The sequence below is a fragment of the Tabrizicola sp. genome, assembly GCF_041913445.1.
In the GTDB taxonomy this organism is placed as follows: Bacteria; Pseudomonadota; Alphaproteobacteria; order Rhodobacterales; family Rhodobacteraceae; genus Tabrizicola.
On record NZ_JAYSFG010000001.1, the window covers coordinates 259,270 to 274,944 of the forward strand.

Below are 15,675 nucleotides of genomic sequence, written 5' to 3' on the forward strand. Positions count from 1 at the left end.
CCCGGGGAAGCAGCCTTGGGGTGACCTAGTGAAGCCACTGCCAGGGCTATGAACGGATGACCCCAACGTGCTGAATCGCATCGCCTATCGTGTCCATCAAAGTCTTGAGCGGCACTTTCCCGAACAACGCCTCTTTCTGAAATCCGACACCGAGACGCGCTTCATCCGTCTGCGCCCGACGACGCAGATCATCGCGCTGGTCGGCGGCACGCTGGCCCTGGCCTGGACCATCGTCGCCACGGCGCTGATCATGATGGACTCGATCGGGGCCGGATCGGCGCGTGAACAGTCGATGCGCCAGCAGGCGCTTTACGAGGAACGGCTGAACGCGCTCTCGTCGGACCGCGACCTGCGCGCCGAGGAAGCCGCCCGGGCTCAGGAACGCTTCAACATCGCGCTGACCCAGGTCTCCGAGATGCAGGAGCGTCTCCTTGCCTCGGAAGACCGCCGCCGCGAGCTTGAGACCGGGATCGAGGCGATCCAGGACACGCTGCGCGAGGCGATCAAGGAACGCGACATGGCGCGGGCCGAGGCCGAGCGGGTGACGCTGGCGCTGAACGCGCAGGCGGGGGGTGCTACGGAACTGGGCCGGGCCAGCGACACGCTGGCGACGCTGGAATTCCTGACCGGCGCCCTGGGCGAAGCCGCCGAGGAACGCAACGAGGTGCTGGCCGAGGCCGAGGCCGCGCGCGAGGAAGTGCGCCTGATCGCTGACGCCAAGGAAGCGCTGCAGATGCGCAACGACGCGATCTTCAGCAAGCTGGAAGAGGCGCTGACCGTCTCGGTCGAACCGCTGGACAAGATGTTCCGCGAGGCGGGCATGTCGCCCGACGACCTGATCGGCGCGGTGCGCGAGGGCTATTCGGGTCAGGGCGGACCGCTGACGCCGATCTCGTTCTCGACCTCCGGTGCCGCGCCTTCGGCCGAGGAGCTGCGGGCGAACGCGATCCTGACCGGGCTTGACCGGATGAACATGTACCGCATCGCGGCGTTCAAGCTGCCCTTCGCCATGCCGGTCAAGGACAGCTTCCGCTGGACCAGCGGGTTCGGCTACCGCCGTGACCCCAAGGGAGCCGGCACCCGAATGCACGAAGGCACGGATTTGGCAGGCGCCTATGGCACCCCGATCTATGCCACCGCCGACGGGGTCGTCACGCATGCCGGCTGGGACAACGGCTATGGACGCCTGGTCAAGATCAAGCACGATTTCGGCGTCGAGACGCGCTATGCCCACATGAGCCAGATCCGGGTCGAAGTCGGCCAAAGGGTCTCGCGCGGGGAACGGATCGGTGATATGGGCAACTCAGGTCGGTCCACCGGAACGCATCTCCACTACGAAGTCCGCCTCTCCGGTGAGGCCGTAAACCCGATGACCTTCATAAAGGCAGCGAAGAATGTTTTCTAAGAGCCGCATCAACGAGCCGGGCCCGAAGGCCGAGGCCGAGAAGCCGAAAGCCCCGGAGACCCCGATGACCAAGCCCAGCATGGACTTCACCCCCACCGCCCCGAAGGGCAAGGCGGGGGCTTCGGTCCTGTCCTCGGACCTGACGGTCGTGGGCAACCTGCGCACCACGGGCGACATCCAGGTCGAGGGCACCGTTGAGGGCGACATCCGTGCGCATCTTCTGACCGTTGGCGAAAGCGCCACCATCCGCGGCGAGATCGTGGCCGACGACATCGTCGTCAACGGCCGGGTCATCGGCCGCGTCCGCGGGCTGAAGGTCCGCCTGACCTCCACCGCGCGGGTCGAGGGTGACATCATCCACAAGACCATCGCCATCGAATCGGGCGCCCATTTCGAGGGCTCGGTCCAGCGCCAGGAAGACCCGCTGTCGAACGGCCGCCCCGGCAGCGCCGTGCGCCTCGACACTCCGGCTGCAGACGCCGAATAAACGACCCCACCCATGACGCTTTCGCGGGCATCGGAGGGCACTCCGGTGCCCGTTTCCTTCTGTGCGGACACCGACCGCCGGATCATTCTCTGGGCCGCCATCCTGGCCTCGTCGATGGGGTTCATCGACTCCTCGGTCACCTCCATCGCGCTTCCCGCCATGCGCGCGGCGCTGGGGGCGAGCCTGCCGCAGGCGCAGTGGATCAACACCGCCTACCTGCTGGCCGTCTCCTCGCTGGTCCTGGTGGGCGGCGCGATGGGCGACCGGTTCGGCATCGCGCGGATCTTCTCGCTGGGGATCCTGGTCTTCGTGGCCGGATCGGTCGCCTGCGCCTTTGCCATCGCCCCCGAGCAGATGATTGCCGCCCGTGCGGTGAAGGGCATCGGCGCGGCGATGATGGTGCCGGGGTCGATGGCGATGATCTCGCGCGCCTATCCGCGGGCCGAGCGTGGCCGGGCGCTGGGGGTCTGGGCCGGGGCCTCGACCCTGACCACGGCGATGGGTCCGGTGATCGGCGGCATGTTCGTGACCTGGGGCGGCGAGATCGGCTGGCGCCTCGTCTTCGCGCTGAACCTGCCTCTGGGCCTGATTGCGCTGTGGCTGGTCCGGGGCCGCACGCCGGGGGATACGGGCAAGCCGGGCGTCCGGGTGGATGTGGTGGGCGCGGCACTGGCCACCGCGGCCCTGGGCCTGATGGCCTGGGCGCTGACCGAGGCCGCTGCCCCCGGCTGGATCCCGCTGGCCGCGCTGGCCTGTCTTGCGGGTTTCCTGGCATGGGAGGCCGTGACCCCTGCCCCGATGCTGCGCCTGGGGCTCTTCCGCAACCGGACGATGGCGGTGACCAACGTGGTGACCTTCGTCCTGTATTTCGCGCTGAACGGGGTGATGTTCTACCTGCCGATGACCGCCATTTCCGCCTGGAACGTCACCGCGCTGGAGGTGACGGCGGCCTTCCTGCCGATCTCTCTCTTGATCGGGGTGCTGTCCGCCCCAGCCGGCAGGATGGCCGACCGCTGGGGCGCGGGCGTCCTGATGGCCGCCGGTTCGGCCTTGGTCGCGCTGGCCTATGCCGGGCTTTGGCTGGCCGCGCCCCATGGCCAGTTCTGGACCAATGTCGTCCCCCTGACCGCGCTTGCGGGCCTTGGCCTTGGGCTGGTCGTGGCGCCCCTGACGGCCGCCGCGATGCAGGGGGCCGAGGATGCCGAACAGGGCGCGGCCTCGGGGATCAACAACGCCGTGGCGCGGGTGGCGGGACTGGTCGCGGTGGCGCTGCTGGGCCGGATGGCGGCCGAGGCCTACGGGCCGGGCGCACCGGGGTTCGGCGTCACGGGGAGCAGCGCCGCCCACCTTGCGGCAACCGGCGCGGCCTTCGGGACGGTGGCGCTGACCTCCAGCGTGATGGCAGCCGTGGCCGCGGCCTTGGCCCTGCTCGTCGCCCGCCCGGTCAGGTGATCGCGCGGCGGTAGAGGTGCCAGCTTGCGTGACCGAAGATCGGCAGCACCAGGAAGAGGCCAACGAAGGCGGGAAGCATGCCGACGAACAGGCAGACGCCGATCAGCGCGCCCCAGGACAGCATCACCGCCGGGTTCTCCTTCACCAGCGCGAAACTGGTCAGCATGGCGGTGACGAAATCGACCTCGCGGTCCAGAAGCATCGGCAGGCTGACCACGGTCAGGGAGAAAAGCAGCGTGGCAAAGACCGCACCCACCGCCGTCCCGAAGGCCAGCATCGCCAGTCCCTCGGGCGAGAGGAACACCGCCAAGGAGGACGACACGTTGGTCATCGTGGCGTTCCCGAGGAACAGCGCGAAGATCATGTGCGACAGGAAGTTCCAGAACAGGAAATAGACCACGATCACTGCCGCGATGGCCGGGATCTGGCGGTCCTTCTGGCGGAAGATCACGCCGAAGATTTCCGACGCCACCAGCGGCTCCCCCGCCTCCAGCCGCCGCGAGATTTCGTAGAAGCCGCAGGCGATGAAGGGGCCAAGGATCGGGAAGCCCGCACTGGCGGGAAGCGTCCACCAGACCTGGCCCTTTGTCGTCATCGCCCAGGTGATAAGCAGCCCGCCAACCACGTAGACGGCCGAGAAGACCAGCCCCAGGAGCGGCGCGCGCTGAAAGTCGCGCCAGCCCGCCGCAAGGCTTTCCTGCAGGTCGGAGGTGTCGACCAGGTTGATCTCGGGCGTGGCGGGCGGGTGCGTGACGCTCATGCCCAAAGATTAAGCGGGCCGCGAAGCGTCAGGCAAGGGGTTTGGGGGTCAGTCGACGTCCGCGATCTCGCCGCGCTTCTTGCCACTGGCGTTCAGGGCCAGCGTCGCCGCCATGAAGCCGTCGAGGTCGCCGTTCAGCACCCCTTGCGTGTCCGACGTCTCGTAGCCCGTCCGCAGGTCCTTCACCATCTGGTAGGGCTGCAGGACATAGGACCGGATCTGGTTGCCCCAGCCCGCGTCGCCCTTGTTCTCATGCGCCTCGTTGATGGCCGCGTTCCGCTTGTCGAGTTCCATCTGGTAAAGCCGCGACTTCAGCGCCTTCATCGCGATGTCGCGGTTCTGGTGCTGGGACTTGAGCGAGGAGGTCACCACGATCCCGGAGGGGAAGTGGGTGATCCGCACGGCGGAGTCGGTCTTGTTGACGTGCTGGCCGCCCGCGCCCGAGGAGCGGAAGGTATCGATGCGGATGTCCTTGTCCTGCACCTCGATCTCGATGTTGTCGTCGACCACGGGGTAGACCCAGACCGAGCAGAAGGACGTATGGCGACGCGCGGCGGAGTCGTAGGGCGAGATGCGGACCAGCCGGTGCACGCCCGCCTCGGTCTTCAGCCAGCCATAGGCGTTCTTGCCGCTGATCTTGTAGCTTGCCGACTTGATCCCCGCGCCGTCGCCTTCGGATTCCGACTGAAGCTCCACGGTGAAGCCATGCGCCTCGGCCCAGCGGACGTACATGCGGGCGAGCATCGAGGCCCAGTCGCAGCTTTCGGTGCCGCCAGCACCCGCGTTGATTTCAAGGAAGGTGTCGTTGCCGTCGGCCTCACCGTCGAGCAGCGCCTCAAGCTCCTTCGCCTCGGCGACCTTCACGAGCTCGGACAGTGCGGCCTCGGCCTCCTTGACGATCTCGGCGTCGCCCTCCATCTCGCCCAGCTCGATCAGCTCGACGTTGTCCTTCAGCCCGCCCGAGATCAGCTTGTAGGCGTTGACCGCGTCCAGAAGCGCCTGGCGGTCGCGCATCAGCTTCTGCGCCTTGGCCGGGTCGTTCCACAGGTCGGGGGATTCGATCATCGCGTCGAATTCTTCCAGCCGGTGCGGCGCGGTTTCCCAGTCCATCCGCTGCGCAAGCAGTTTCAGCGTCTTTTCGATGGCTTCGACATTGCCTTGGGTTTCGGCGCGCATGGGGATCGGGTCCAGTTCTGGGTGTTGCGGCGGTCATAAGGGTTTGACCGCGCCCCGGCAAGGGCGCGGCCCGCGTGGAAGAAAGGGGTCAGTAAAGTCCGCCCGAGGAGACGGTGCCGAAATCGGCCTTCTTCGGCACGACCACCTGCTGGCCCTCGGAATTGGTGACCGTGGTGCCCTGGTCGCCGCCGCCCTCGCCCTCGCCATAGGCGAAGAGGGGAAGGTTCTCGCCCATCGCAAAGCCGCCGTCGACAACCATGCCAAGGCCGACGAGCGCCTCTTCGCCTTCGCGGAAGTATTCGGCCACGACATTGTCGCCCGTCGCGTCGTCGGGCAGCGGCTGGCCAGTGAAGCGGTCGATCTTGCGGAAATAGCCGCCCGGCGGGACCTTGAACTCACCCCCGCCGTAGTTCTTGATCGCGTCTTCCATGAAGTCCTGGAAGACGGGGACGCAAAGCGTGCCGCCGAAGGCGCTTTCGCCCAGGGTGCGGGGCTGGTCGAAGCCGATGTAGCAGCCCGCGACGATGTTCGAGGAATAGCCGATGAACCAGACGTCCTTGGCGTCGTTCGTGGTGCCGGTCTTGCCCGCGATGGGCACCGGCAGGTCAAGACGGCTGGCCGAGCCGCGCTGGACGACGCCTTCCATCATGCTGGTCAGCTGGTAGGCGGTGATCGCGTTCATCACCCGCTCGCGGTTGGTGTCGATGGTGACCCCCTGCCCCGCCGGCAGCACCGGGCTTGCACAATCCTCGCAGACGCGCTGGTCATGGCGGTAGATCGTCTTGCCGAAGCGGTCCTGCACGCGGTCGACAAGCGTCGGCTCCACCCTTTCGCCGCCGTTGGCGAACATGGCGTAGGCGGCGACCATCTTGAAGAGCGTCGTTTCCTGCGCGCCGAGCGAGTTGGCGAGGAAGGGGCCAAGACGGTCATAGACGCCGAAGCGTTCGGCATAGCCGGCAACGGTCTGCATCCCGATTTCCTGGGCGATCCGGATGGTCATCAGGTTCCGGCTCTGCTCGATCCCGGTGCGAAGCGGCGTGGGGCCGTAGTATTTCCCCGAGGCGTTCTGCGGGGTCCAAAGGCCCTGCGGCGTGTCGATCTCGATCGGCGCGTCGACGACGATGGTGGCGGGCGTGAAGCCACTGTCCAGCGCGGCGGCATAGACGAAGGGCTTGAAGCTGGAGCCCGGCTGGCGCGTCGCCTGGGTGGTGCGGTTGAAGACCGAATCCTGGTAGGAGAAGCCGCCCTGCATGGCAAGGACGCGGCCGGTGTTCACGTCCATCGCCATGAAGGCGCCCTGCACTTCCGGGACCTGGCGGAGCGACCAGCGGTTGAAGGTGCCGTCGTCATTCGTGACCGCGCGGACCAGCACCACGTCGCCCACCGACACGAGGTCGCCCGCGACCTTGGCCTTGGGTCCAAGCTTGCCGTCGGCCTGACGCTTGCGCGCCCAGGTCACGTCTTCGGCCGGGATGAAATGGCCGTCCTCGTCGTCCATCACGCCTTCGATGCCGATGCGGGCGTCAGTCTCGCCCACCTCCAGCACGACGGCGGGGAACCAGGCCTCCACGTCGCGCGGGACCTCGACCTTGGCCAACGCCTCGCGCCAGGCTTCCTCGGACCCCAGCACCTCGGCCGGAAGGGTCTTGCCGGTGCCACGCCAGACGCCCTGGTTGCGGTCATACTGCTCCAGCCCCCGGCGCAGCGCCTCGGCGGCGGTCTTCTGCAGTTCAGGGTCCACTGTCGCCCGGATGGTCAGGCCGCCCGAGAAGAACTCCTCCTCACCGAAGACGCCCGAGAGCTGGCGGCGGATTTCGTCGGTGAAGTAGTCGCGCGGCGGCAGCGCGTCGCGGAAGGCCTCGAAGTCGCCGTTCTGCACCGAGCGCAGCGGCATGTCCTTCTCGGCCAGATAGGTCGCCTCGTCGATATAGCCGTTCTGCCACATCTCGCGCAGGACGTAGTTCCGCCGTTCCGTGACCCGTTCCTTCGCGGTGACCGGGTGATATTTGCCCGGTGCCTGCGGCATCGCGGCCAGCGTCGCCGCCTCGTGCGGGGCAAGCTCGCTCAGCGGCTTGTTGAAATAGGTCTGCGCCGCCGCGGCCACGCCATAGGAGTTCTGGCCGAGGAAGATCTCGTTCAGGTAAAGTTCCAGGATCTTGTCCTTGGACAGCGTCTCTTCCAGCCGGGTGGCAAGGATGATCTCCTTGATCTTCCGTTCCACGCTGCGCGAGCCGTCGAGGAGGAAGTTCTTCATCACCTGCTGGGTGATGGTCGAGGCGCCGCGCATGCTTTGCCCGCGGCTTTGCACGGCTTCCACCAGGGCCGCGACCATGCCGCGCGTGTCATAGCCGTGGTGGTTGTAGAAGTTCTTGTCCTCGGCGCTGATGAAGGCGTGCTTCACCAGGTCCGGAATGTCCTCGGACGCCACGAACAACCGCCGTTCCTGGGCGAATTCGTCGATGATCCGCCCCTCGCCGGAATAGATCCGGCTGATCGTCGCGGGCGTGTACTGCGCCAGGTTCTCATGGCTCGGCAGGTCGCGCGAGTACATGTAGAAGATGCCGCCCAGGGTCAGCGCGGCAAAGACCAGCCCCAGCGTCACCGCCGAGAAGATCCCGCCCAGAACATTTCCGACAAATCGAAGCAAGCGCCGTCCCTTCCAATCGCTTTTCCGCAGTATACCAGACGCGGGCCCGCGTCAAAACCTTGGCCGGTCACAATTCCCTGTTCGGGCGGGGATTTGCAGGGGTCAGGGATTCGCCGCGGCGCGCAGGGCCGCATCCTCGTCCGCCCATGTCACCAGCGCTTGGCGCAGGGCTTCGGCCAGGGTGGCGCGCCAAGCCGGATCGGACAGCCGCTTGAAGTCGCGGTCCGAGGAGAGAAACCCCACCTCCAGGAGCACCGAGGGGATGTCAGGGGTCTTGAGCACCGAGAAGCCACCCGACTGCTGCGGCCGCCGGTGCATCCGGATTTCGGCAGACTTGATCGCGCCCACCATGGCCTTGGCCAGCCGGTCGGTGCGCGGGGCCGTCTCGGTCCGGGCCATGTCCATCAGCACTTCGGCCACCACGTCGTCCTGCTCGGTCAGGTCAACGCCGGCCAGAAGATCATCGCGGTCATGCCGTTCCGCCAAGGCCGCCGCCGCCTCGTCCGAGGCGTCTTCGGCCAGGGTATAGACCGTCGCCCCCTGTGCGTCGCCCTCGGCCAGCGCATCGGCGTGCAGCGACAGGAAGATGTCCGCCTCGGCCTCGCGCGCGATGGAGGTGCGGGTTTCCAGCGGTACGAAGACATCCTCGTCGCGCGTCATCACCACGCGGAAGCGGCCGTCGCGGACCAGGACCTCCTTCACCTCGCGGGCGAAGGTCAGCATCAGCGCGGCTTCGCTGGTCCCGTCGCGTTCGGCGCCCGGGTCGATCCCGCCATGGCCGGGGTCGAGCACGACGACCAGCGGACCGCCGCCTTCCGGCAGGGGCGGCATCAGCTCGGCCGCCTCGGGCAGCGCCCATTCCGGCAGGTCCGGTCGCGCGGCCTCGGCGGCGAAAGTTGCGGGATCGGTCGGCTCCAGGAGGATTTCCAGCCGCGTCGCCTCGCCCGTCGTCATCTCGGCGCGGGCCACCTTGTGCGGGCCTTCCAGCTCCAGCACCATCCGCGACCAGCCGGGCCGGAACCGCCCCGCCCGAAGCGAGACGCCGGGGCGGACCACGGCCAGGGCCTCGGCCCCTTTCCAGTCCACCTCGCGCGCGTCGATCACCAGGCGCGGCGGGTCGTCCATCAGGCGCAGCCGCCAGGGAACGGGCTGGCTGAGGTCCAGCCGCAACTCCAGACCCGCGCCCGTCGCCACGATCCCCGACCGCATCGGGTTGACCTTGGCCAGCGCCGAAAGTTCCTGCGCGGCCGAAGGCAGGGCCAGAACCAGAAGCACCAGTAGGGATCGGATCAGGGTCATCGCCGCCTTATCCCCGCTTGTCCGGCGTTTGTAAATTCCGGGAAGCGCCCCGGATCACAAAGCGGCGAGCGCCTTGTCAGGCCGGAACGCCCCCCCTATCCTCCCCGCGCCCGCAGATCCGCGGCCGTCAGGAGCCTTCATGTCCCGTCTTGTCCTTGGCCTGATGGCCGGCCTTGTCAGCGTCCCCACCTTCGCCGAGGAGACCGCCACCGGCACTGCCCCCGCGATGACCGAGGCCGAGCGCAAGGCATTCCGCGACGAGGTGCGGGCCTATCTCCTGGAGAACCCCGAGGTCCTGGTCGAGGCGATGGATGTCCTGCAACAGCGCGAGGAGCTGGCGGGGCTGGAGCGCGACACCAAGATCATCGCCGCCAACAGCGCGCGGATCTTCGCCAATCCGAACGACTGGGTGGGCGGCAATCCTGAGGGCGACATCACCCTGGTCGAATTCATGGACTACCGCTGCGGCTATTGCCGCAAGGCCTATGCCGAGGTCGAGGAGCTGATCGCCTCGGACGGCAACATCCGCTTCGTGGTGAAGGAATTCCCGATCCTGGGCGAGGCGTCGATGATGTCGGCCCAGTTTGCCATCGCGCTACGGCAATTGCACGGGGATGAAGCCTACGAGAAGGCGCATCACGCGCTGATCGCGCTTCGCGGCGAGCCGACGGTCGAGACGCTGACCCGGCTTGCGGGGGACCTGGGCTACGAGGCGCAGCCGGTTTTCGACCGGATGAACTCGCCCGAGGTGATGGCGGTCATCCAGGACAACTATGCGCTGGCCGAGATGATGGACATTTCCGGCACGCCTGCCTTCATCATGGGGGACGGCGTGATGCGGGGCTATGCGCCGCTCGACGTGATGCGCGATTTCGTGGCCGACATGCGCGCGGACGGCTGAGGCCTTTCACCGACCGGGACGGCGGAATCTGTGCGAAAACGTCGCTTCGGCGGCTCGACTTCGCCCGGGCTTTCCGCGCAGGGTCGGCGGGACATCACAGCACCGAGCAGCAGATGACCCGCACTTACCTTATCCTACTGGCGGCCATCCTGGCCGAAGTGATCGCCACCACGGCCCTGTCGCGGTCGGAAAGCTTTACCCGCCTCTGGCCGTCGATCGGGGCGGTGGTGGGCTATGCCGTGGCCTTCTGGCTTCTGTCCTATCCGCTGCGGGTCATGCCGACCGGGATCGTCTATGCGATCTGGTCGGGCATGGGGATCGTGCTGATCAGCGCGGTGGCCTGGATCTGGTATCGCCAGACGCTGGACTTTGCGGCGATCCTGGGGCTGGCCTTCATCCTGGCGGGCGTGCTGATCGTGAACCTCTTTTCGAAGTCGATCCAGCACTGACCCTGCTCAAGCCTCGACCGCCGTCGGCTCGGGCCGGACCGCCTGGGTGACCCAGAGCCCGACCCCCAGCGCCACCAGCCCCAGGCCCACCGCCGCGAAGGTCCCGGCCAGACCAAACCAGGCCACCATCGGCGCCGAGACGAGGGGCGAGGCGAACTGGCCCAGGAAGAAGGCCGTGGTCAGCAGGCCCGAGGCCCTGCCCCGCATCGTCGCGGGCACCCGCGCCATGAACCAGGTCGTGTAGTTCGGCATCGAGATCCCCATGCCCAAGCCCGCGATCAGCGAGCCAAGAAGGACTCCGTGCCAGTCCGTGGCCGTCGCATGGGCCAGGAAGCCTGCGCCGATCAGAACGAAGCTCAGGCCGAAGATGGTCATGGCGGAAAGCCTTGCGCGGATGCGGCCATACATCAGCGACACCGGGGCGGACACGGTGACGAGCGCCGCCATCAGCGCGCCGACGACCAGGGGGCTGGTGGTCCCCAGCGCGTCGAGGTGGAAGGGCAAACGCGTGGGCGTGACGTAGAAGGCGACCTGGAACAGGAAGGCCAGGGGCGCGATGAAAGCATAGGCGGCCCAGGGGAAGCGGTCGGCGGTGGATCGGACAGGCTTCGGACGGTCCCGCTCGGCCGCGATGGCGCGGGCGTGGGGGCCAAGGGCCAGAAAGGCCAGCGCGGCGATGGGCAGGATCAGCGCATAGACCGCGAAGGCCCCGCGCCAGTGAAGGCTCGCCAGCGCCCCGCCCAGCAGCATGAAGACGATCCCCGCAGCCGAGATCGCGGCGCCCTGCATCCCCAGGAACCGCGCCCGCGCCGGTCCCTGCCACAGGTCGCTGGCCCAGGTCATCCCAAGGTTCATCGTCCCCGCGACCCCCAGCCCCAGCGCCAGCCGGCCGGCGAGCATCGCCCAGATGCTTTCGGCCCAAAGCCCCGACGTCCCGCCAACCGCATAAAGCGCCGCCGTCAGGAGCAGCAGCTTCTGCCGGTCCCAGCGGTCGATCAGCACGCCCATGAGCCCCGCGCTGAGGACAATAGCCAGCGATGGCAGCGTCACGATCAGGCCCGCCAGCGTGTCGATATGCGGCACGTCCGCGTAATGCGCCCGAAGCCCCGGCAGCGACGAGGCCACCGTCGCATTCGCCATGATCGTCATCGAGGCGAGGCCCAGCACCGCCAAAGTCACCGCCCGGCTTGGCGGTCCGTCCATCCGTTCCATCTGCACATCCTTGATTGGTCTTGTGCAAGATGCCGCAATCCACCATTATGGACAAGTCAGCCATTCCTGCAAGGTGCGTCCACACTCATGGACAATGATCTCGACCTGACCGCCCTGCGCGGTTTCCGGACCGTCCTCAGGGAAGGCTCGTTCTCTGCCGCCGCCCTGGCCCTGCGGGTGCCGAAATCGACGCTCTCGAAGCGCGTGGCCGACCTCGAAACCCACCTGGGCGTGCGGCTCATCGAACGGTCGACCCGCACGCTTCGCCCCACGCAAGAGGGGGAGGTGCTTGCCGCCCGCGCCGACCGGCTGCTGGGCGAGGCCGAGGATATCCGCCGCGCGCTGGGGGAATCCGGGGGCACCCCGCGCGGGCATCTGCGGCTGGCGGTGCCGCAGGTGATCGGGAACCTTCTCATCGGCCCCATCGCCGCCAGCTTCCGCGCCCAGCACCCCGAGGTGACGCTGGAAATCCACTTCCTCGACCGGACGCCGGACCTTCTGGAGGAAGGCTTCGACGGCTGTATCCGCTTCGGCCCGCTGGAGGATTCGACGCAGGTGGCGCGCCGCCTTCTGCATGGCCAGGCGATGCTGGTGGCCTCCCCCACCCTGCCCGACCTGGACCAGTTGCGCCACCCGACCGACCTGCCGCGCTTTCCGATGGTGGGGCTTGCCACGGTCTGGGCCGGCGGCCTGCCACTGCAGAACGGGTCCGAAGAGATCTCCCTGCCCTACGACCCGCCCCTGCGGCTGGGCTCGCATCTGGCGGTGCGAGATGCGGTGGTGGTCGGCGCGGGGGTGGCCGCCCTTCCCGGCATGATCGCCCGGGCCGAGATCGCGGCAGGCCGCCTGGTCCGCGTCCTGCCCGACTGGTCCACCCCCCGGAAGGCGATCTACTTCGTCTATCCCTCGGCCCAGTCGGTCACCGCGCGGCTCCGCGCCTTCATCGACCACCTGGCGCAGGAATTGGGCGAGGACTGATCAGCCCTTCTGCCGGTCAGGCACCCCGTCATGCGGTCCAAGCGGGCGCGCGGGGGCGTCCTCCCACCAGTCGCTGCGCAGGGGCTTGCGGTCCGGATCCACCGGGTAGATCACCTTGTTCTCGGCGCGCGGCGTGTCGCCGGCCACGAAGAGGCGCACTTCGGCGTCGGTATTGTTCAGGAAGCTGTGCGCAACACCGGTCCCGGCCTTGAAGCCGACTGCATCGCCGGGCGAAAGCCGGTGCAGCACCCCGTCCATCCAGACATCGGGAGTGCCCTCCAGCACGAGCACGAACTCATCCTCGGCGCTTTCGGCATGGGGCAGCGAGGTGCGATGACCGGGCATCAGCCGGACATGGTGGAGACCCAACCGCGCAAAGCCGAAGTGGCGGCCGTAATCGGCATCGCGGCCCATCTTCTCGGTCCGGCCCTCATAGGACCACTCGGGGCGCTCGATGTCCCCCCAGCGGACGATCTCGGGTGGGCGGGTCATTCGGCGGCGAGCTTTTCGGCCGCCTCGATCTCGGCCGCCTTCTTTTCCACCAGCCCGACGATGTGGTCGATCATCTTGTCGTTGGAGAGCGTATGATCCTGCTTGCCCGCCAGGTAGACCATCCCCTTCCCCGCGCCGCCGCCGGTGAAGCCGATGTCGGTCATCAGCGCCTCTCCGGGGCCGTTCACCACGCAGCCGATGATCGACAGGGACATCGAGGTGGTGATGTGCGCCAGCCGATCCTCCAGCGCCGCGACGGTCTTGATCACGTCGAACCCCTGCCGCGCGCAGGAGGGGCAGGAAATGATCGTGACGCCCCGGTGGCGGAGGCCGAGAGATTTCAGGATCTCGTAGCCGACCTTTACCTCTTCCACCGGGTCCGCCGACAGCGAGACGCGGATCGTGTCGCCGATGCCCATCCAAAGAAGGTTACCCAGCCCGATGGCCGATTTCACCGTGCCGGAGACCAGCCCTCCGGCCTCGGTGATCCCCAGGTGGATCGGCGCGTCGGTCGCGTCGGCAAGCTGCTGGTAGGCGGCGGCGGCCAGGAAGACGTCCGACGCCTTCACCGAAATCTTGAATTCGTGGAAGTCGTTGTCCTGAAGCAGACGGATGTGGTCGAGGCCGGATTCCACCATCGCCTCGGGGCACGGCTCGCCGTATTTCTCCAAGAGGTGCTTTTCCAGCGACCCGGCGTTGACCCCGATGCGGATGGAACAGCCGTGGTCCTTGGCGGCGCGCACCACCTCGGCCACGCGCTTGGCGTCACCGATGTTGCCGGGGTTGATCCGCAGGCAGGCCGCGCCCGCCTCGGCCGCCTCGATGGCGCGCTTGTAGTGGAAATGGATGTCCGCGACGATCGGGACCGGGCTTTCGGCGACGATCTCCTTCAGCGCGCGGGTCGACTCCTCGTCGGGCGTGGAGACGCGGACGATGTCGGCCCCGGCCACGGCGCAGCGCTGGATCTGTTCGATGGTCGCCGCCACGTCGGTGGTCAGCGTGTTGGTCATGGTCTGGACGGAAATCGGCGCATCGCCCCCCACCAGGACCTTGCCGACCCTGATCTGCCGCGACGTCCGACGCTGAATGTTGCGCCAGGGGCGGACGGGGTTGTGGGTCATCGCAAGGGCTCCGGTTCTTTCCCGCGCGAGCATAGGCCGCGCGGGAGAAGCCGGCAATGGGCGAGCGGTTATTCGGTCGCTTCGGTCGCAGGCGCGACCACGTCCGAGGCATCCGCCGTGGCGAACCTGGCCAGATCCTCATCCGCCGACGGATCGGCCTGGGCAAAGCTTTGCGTCAGCGCCTCGGGCGAGAGCGGGATGTCCTTGGCCACCTGCGCGCCGGGGGCGACCGGACCATAGGTCTGCCCGTCGACCACGAAGTAGATGGAGCCGGAATTGCCGGTGCGGAACAGGGCGGCGGTCTCAAGCGGCGGCACGACATAGCGTTCGCCCGCGTCGAGGATCTTTTCGAACAGGACCGTGCCGTCGGCCGCGTTGACCCGCACCCAGGACGGACGCACGGCCAGGACCTCGATCCCCTGCTTGGCTTCGGCGACGACCTGCACCTCACCCTCGACCGCCTGGTCGATGGCCTGGTCCACGGCAGCGGCCTCGGCCACTTCGGTCAGCACGCCCGTCTCACGCGGGTTGATCGCGGCGATGGGACCATCGCGCGAGGTCAGGACCGGCACATCCAGCGCCTGCGGGCGATACAGCCGGTCCAGCACATCGGGGCTCGCCGAGCCTTCGGCGCTGGCCACGGCTTCGGCGGCGGGTTCGGCCGGTCGGGCAACAGCGATCTGCGGAGCTGCGGTGCCCGCATTCATCAGGGGGTCGATCTCGGCCACCACGGTCGGGGCCTGGTCCACCGGGGCCAGCTGCACGCGCTGCACTTCCTGCAGGACCGACCAGCCGCCATAGCCGATGGCCCCGATCAGCGCGACGAGCACGGCGATGGAGCCCACGGCGCCGGGTTCGATATGGCTCCAGATCGCCTCGCCGCGCGGGATGAAGCTGGCGTTGGGGTCGGCCAGCGGGTCGGCATAATCCGCCCGGGCGCGCGCCTTGGCCAGTTGCTGCGGCGCGGCAGCGGACGACAGCCCGTGCGAGACGGTATAGCCCGCCTCGGCGCAGAAGCGTTCGAAGGCCCATTCCGGGTCCATCGCCAGGTAGCGGGCGTAGGACCGGACGTAGCCAGCGACGAAACCGGGGGTCTCGAAGGCCGAGAGATCGGCGTTCTCGATGGCGGCGATGTAGGTGGCCTTGATCTTCAGCTCGCGCTGGACATCCAGCAGGGATTTCCCAAGCGTGGCCCTCTCGCCGCGCATGAGATCGCCGAGCCGCAACTCGAAGTCGTCAAAGCCCTTTGGCTTGTCCTCTTCGGTTGTCGAAGGTTTCGACCTCCAACCGATCATC

Annotated in this window: 14 protein-coding genes; 6 read left to right on the forward strand and 8 right to left on the reverse strand. The window is 67.7% G+C overall.

All coding sequences use genetic code 11. From position 1 onward, the window contains the following. Positions 1-67 precede the first annotated feature (67 nt). Genes ACE3Q6_RS01360 through ACE3Q6_RS01370 form a run of 3 tightly spaced genes read left to right on the forward strand, consistent with a single transcriptional unit; the run spans position 68 to position 3,344 of the window. Positions 68-1,405 carry a DUF5930 domain-containing protein gene (locus ACE3Q6_RS01360; protein WP_374426998.1) on the forward strand — a complete coding sequence of 446 codons (1,338 nt, stop codon included), beginning with the start codon at positions 68-70 and terminating at the stop codon, positions 1,403-1,405. Next, on the forward strand, positions 1,395-1,892 hold the full coding sequence (locus ACE3Q6_RS01365) for a polymer-forming cytoskeletal protein (RefSeq protein WP_374427001.1): 498 nt from the start codon (positions 1,395-1,397) through the stop codon (positions 1,890-1,892). The genes ACE3Q6_RS01360 and ACE3Q6_RS01365 overlap by 11 nt, the downstream gene beginning before the upstream one ends. Positions 1,893-1,937: 45 nt before the next feature. Next, positions 1,938-3,344, forward strand: coding sequence for an MFS transporter (locus ACE3Q6_RS01370; protein WP_374427004.1), 1,407 nt, complete (start codon positions 1,938-1,940; stop codon positions 3,342-3,344). On the opposite strand, the gene ACE3Q6_RS01375 is transcribed toward ACE3Q6_RS01370, so the two are convergent. The 4 genes from ACE3Q6_RS01375 to ACE3Q6_RS01390 form a co-directional block, all read right to left on the reverse strand. Next, on the reverse strand, positions 3,337-4,104 hold the full coding sequence (locus tag ACE3Q6_RS01375) for a DUF2189 domain-containing protein (protein WP_374427006.1): 768 nt from the start codon (positions 4,102-4,104) through the stop codon (positions 3,337-3,339). The genes ACE3Q6_RS01370 and ACE3Q6_RS01375 overlap by 8 nt on opposite strands. A 48-nt stretch (positions 4,105-4,152) precedes the next feature. After that, the gene (gene prfB / locus ACE3Q6_RS01380; RefSeq protein ID WP_374427009.1) at positions 4,153-5,280 is read right to left on the reverse strand and encodes a peptide chain release factor 2; all 1,128 of its coding nucleotides are present in this window, start codon (positions 5,278-5,280) and stop codon (positions 4,153-4,155) included. 88 nt (positions 5,281-5,368) lie between these two features. Then, entirely contained in the window at positions 5,369-7,927 is a 2,559-nt protein-coding gene (locus ACE3Q6_RS01385) for a penicillin-binding protein 1A (RefSeq protein WP_374427014.1), read from the reverse strand. 102 nt (positions 7,928-8,029) lie between these two features. Continuing rightward, entirely contained in the window at positions 8,030-9,226 is a 1,197-nt protein-coding gene (locus ACE3Q6_RS01390; RefSeq protein ID WP_374427017.1) for an N-acetylmuramoyl-L-alanine amidase, read from the reverse strand. Between the two features lie 139 nt (positions 9,227-9,365). Here ACE3Q6_RS01390 and ACE3Q6_RS01395 point away from each other — a divergent pair, with 139 nt between their 5' ends. Beyond that, positions 9,366-10,127, forward strand: a complete 762-nt coding sequence (locus ACE3Q6_RS01395) for a DsbA family protein (RefSeq protein WP_374427020.1) — start codon at positions 9,366-9,368, stop codon at positions 10,125-10,127. 113 nt (positions 10,128-10,240) lie between these two features. Next, entirely contained in the window at positions 10,241-10,576 is a 336-nt protein-coding gene (locus tag ACE3Q6_RS01400; RefSeq protein WP_374427022.1) for an SMR family transporter, read from the forward strand. A 6-nt stretch (positions 10,577-10,582) separates the two neighbouring features. Here the strand turns inward: ACE3Q6_RS01400 and ACE3Q6_RS01405 are convergent, their stop codons facing one another. Then, positions 10,583-11,788, reverse strand: a complete 1,206-nt coding sequence (locus tag ACE3Q6_RS01405) for an MFS transporter (RefSeq protein WP_374427025.1) — start codon at positions 11,786-11,788, stop codon at positions 10,583-10,585. A gap of 87 nt (positions 11,789-11,875) precedes the next feature. On the opposite strand from ACE3Q6_RS01405, the gene ACE3Q6_RS01410 reads away from it, so the two are divergent. After that, complete coding sequence (locus tag ACE3Q6_RS01410; RefSeq protein ID WP_374427030.1) at positions 11,876-12,766, forward strand: LysR family transcriptional regulator; 891 nt, start codon at positions 11,876-11,878, stop codon at positions 12,764-12,766. On the opposite strand, the gene ACE3Q6_RS01415 is transcribed toward ACE3Q6_RS01410, so the two are convergent. From ACE3Q6_RS01415 to ACE3Q6_RS01425, 3 genes are all read right to left on the reverse strand, one after another. Next, positions 12,767-13,258, reverse strand: coding sequence for a cupin domain-containing protein (locus ACE3Q6_RS01415; RefSeq protein ID WP_374427033.1), 492 nt, complete (start codon positions 13,256-13,258; stop codon positions 12,767-12,769). Beyond that, the gene (ispG, locus tag ACE3Q6_RS01420; RefSeq protein WP_374427036.1) at positions 13,255-14,379 is read right to left on the reverse strand and encodes a flavodoxin-dependent (E)-4-hydroxy-3-methylbut-2-enyl-diphosphate synthase; all 1,125 of its coding nucleotides are present in this window, start codon (positions 14,377-14,379) and stop codon (positions 13,255-13,257) included. Before ispG ends, ACE3Q6_RS01415 begins: the two co-directional genes overlap by 4 nt. Before the next feature lie 68 nt (positions 14,380-14,447). After that, a complete protein-coding gene (locus tag ACE3Q6_RS01425) occupies positions 14,448-15,674 on the reverse strand; it encodes a helix-turn-helix domain-containing protein (RefSeq protein ID WP_374427039.1) in 1,227 nt (408 codons plus the stop codon). Between the last annotated feature and the right edge of the window lies 1 nt (position 15,675).

Bases quoted from the DNA above. Each gene is read 5' to 3' on its own strand.
- ACE3Q6_RS01425 (WP_374427039.1), bottom strand. From the start codon at position 15,674: ATGATCGGTTGGAGGTCGAAACCTTCGACAACCGAAGAGGACAAGCCA.
- ACE3Q6_RS01365 (WP_374427001.1), top strand. From the start codon at position 1,395: ATGTTTTCTAAGAGCCGCATCAACGAGCCGGGCCCGAAGGCCGAGGCC.
- ACE3Q6_RS01395 (WP_374427020.1), top strand. From the start codon at position 9,366: ATGTCCCGTCTTGTCCTTGGCCTGATGGCCGGCCTTGTCAGCGTCCCC.
- ACE3Q6_RS01400 (WP_374427022.1), top strand. From the start codon at position 10,241: ATGACCCGCACTTACCTTATCCTACTGGCGGCCATCCTGGCCGAAGTG.
- ispG (WP_374427036.1), bottom strand. From the start codon at position 14,379: ATGACCCACAACCCCGTCCGCCCCTGGCGCAACATTCAGCGTCGGACG.
- prfB (WP_374427009.1), bottom strand. From the start codon at position 5,280: ATGCGCGCCGAAACCCAAGGCAATGTCGAAGCCATCGAAAAGACGCTG.
- ACE3Q6_RS01405 (WP_374427025.1), bottom strand. From the start codon at position 11,788: ATGGAACGGATGGACGGACCGCCAAGCCGGGCGGTGACTTTGGCGGTG.
- ACE3Q6_RS01390 (WP_374427017.1), bottom strand. From the start codon at position 9,226: ATGACCCTGATCCGATCCCTACTGGTGCTTCTGGTTCTGGCCCTGCCT.
- ACE3Q6_RS01415 (WP_374427033.1), bottom strand. From the start codon at position 13,258: ATGACCCGCCCACCCGAGATCGTCCGCTGGGGGGACATCGAGCGCCCC.
- ACE3Q6_RS01410 (WP_374427030.1), top strand. From the start codon at position 11,876: ATGGACAATGATCTCGACCTGACCGCCCTGCGCGGTTTCCGGACCGTC.
- ACE3Q6_RS01375 (WP_374427006.1), bottom strand. From the start codon at position 4,104: ATGAGCGTCACGCACCCGCCCGCCACGCCCGAGATCAACCTGGTCGAC.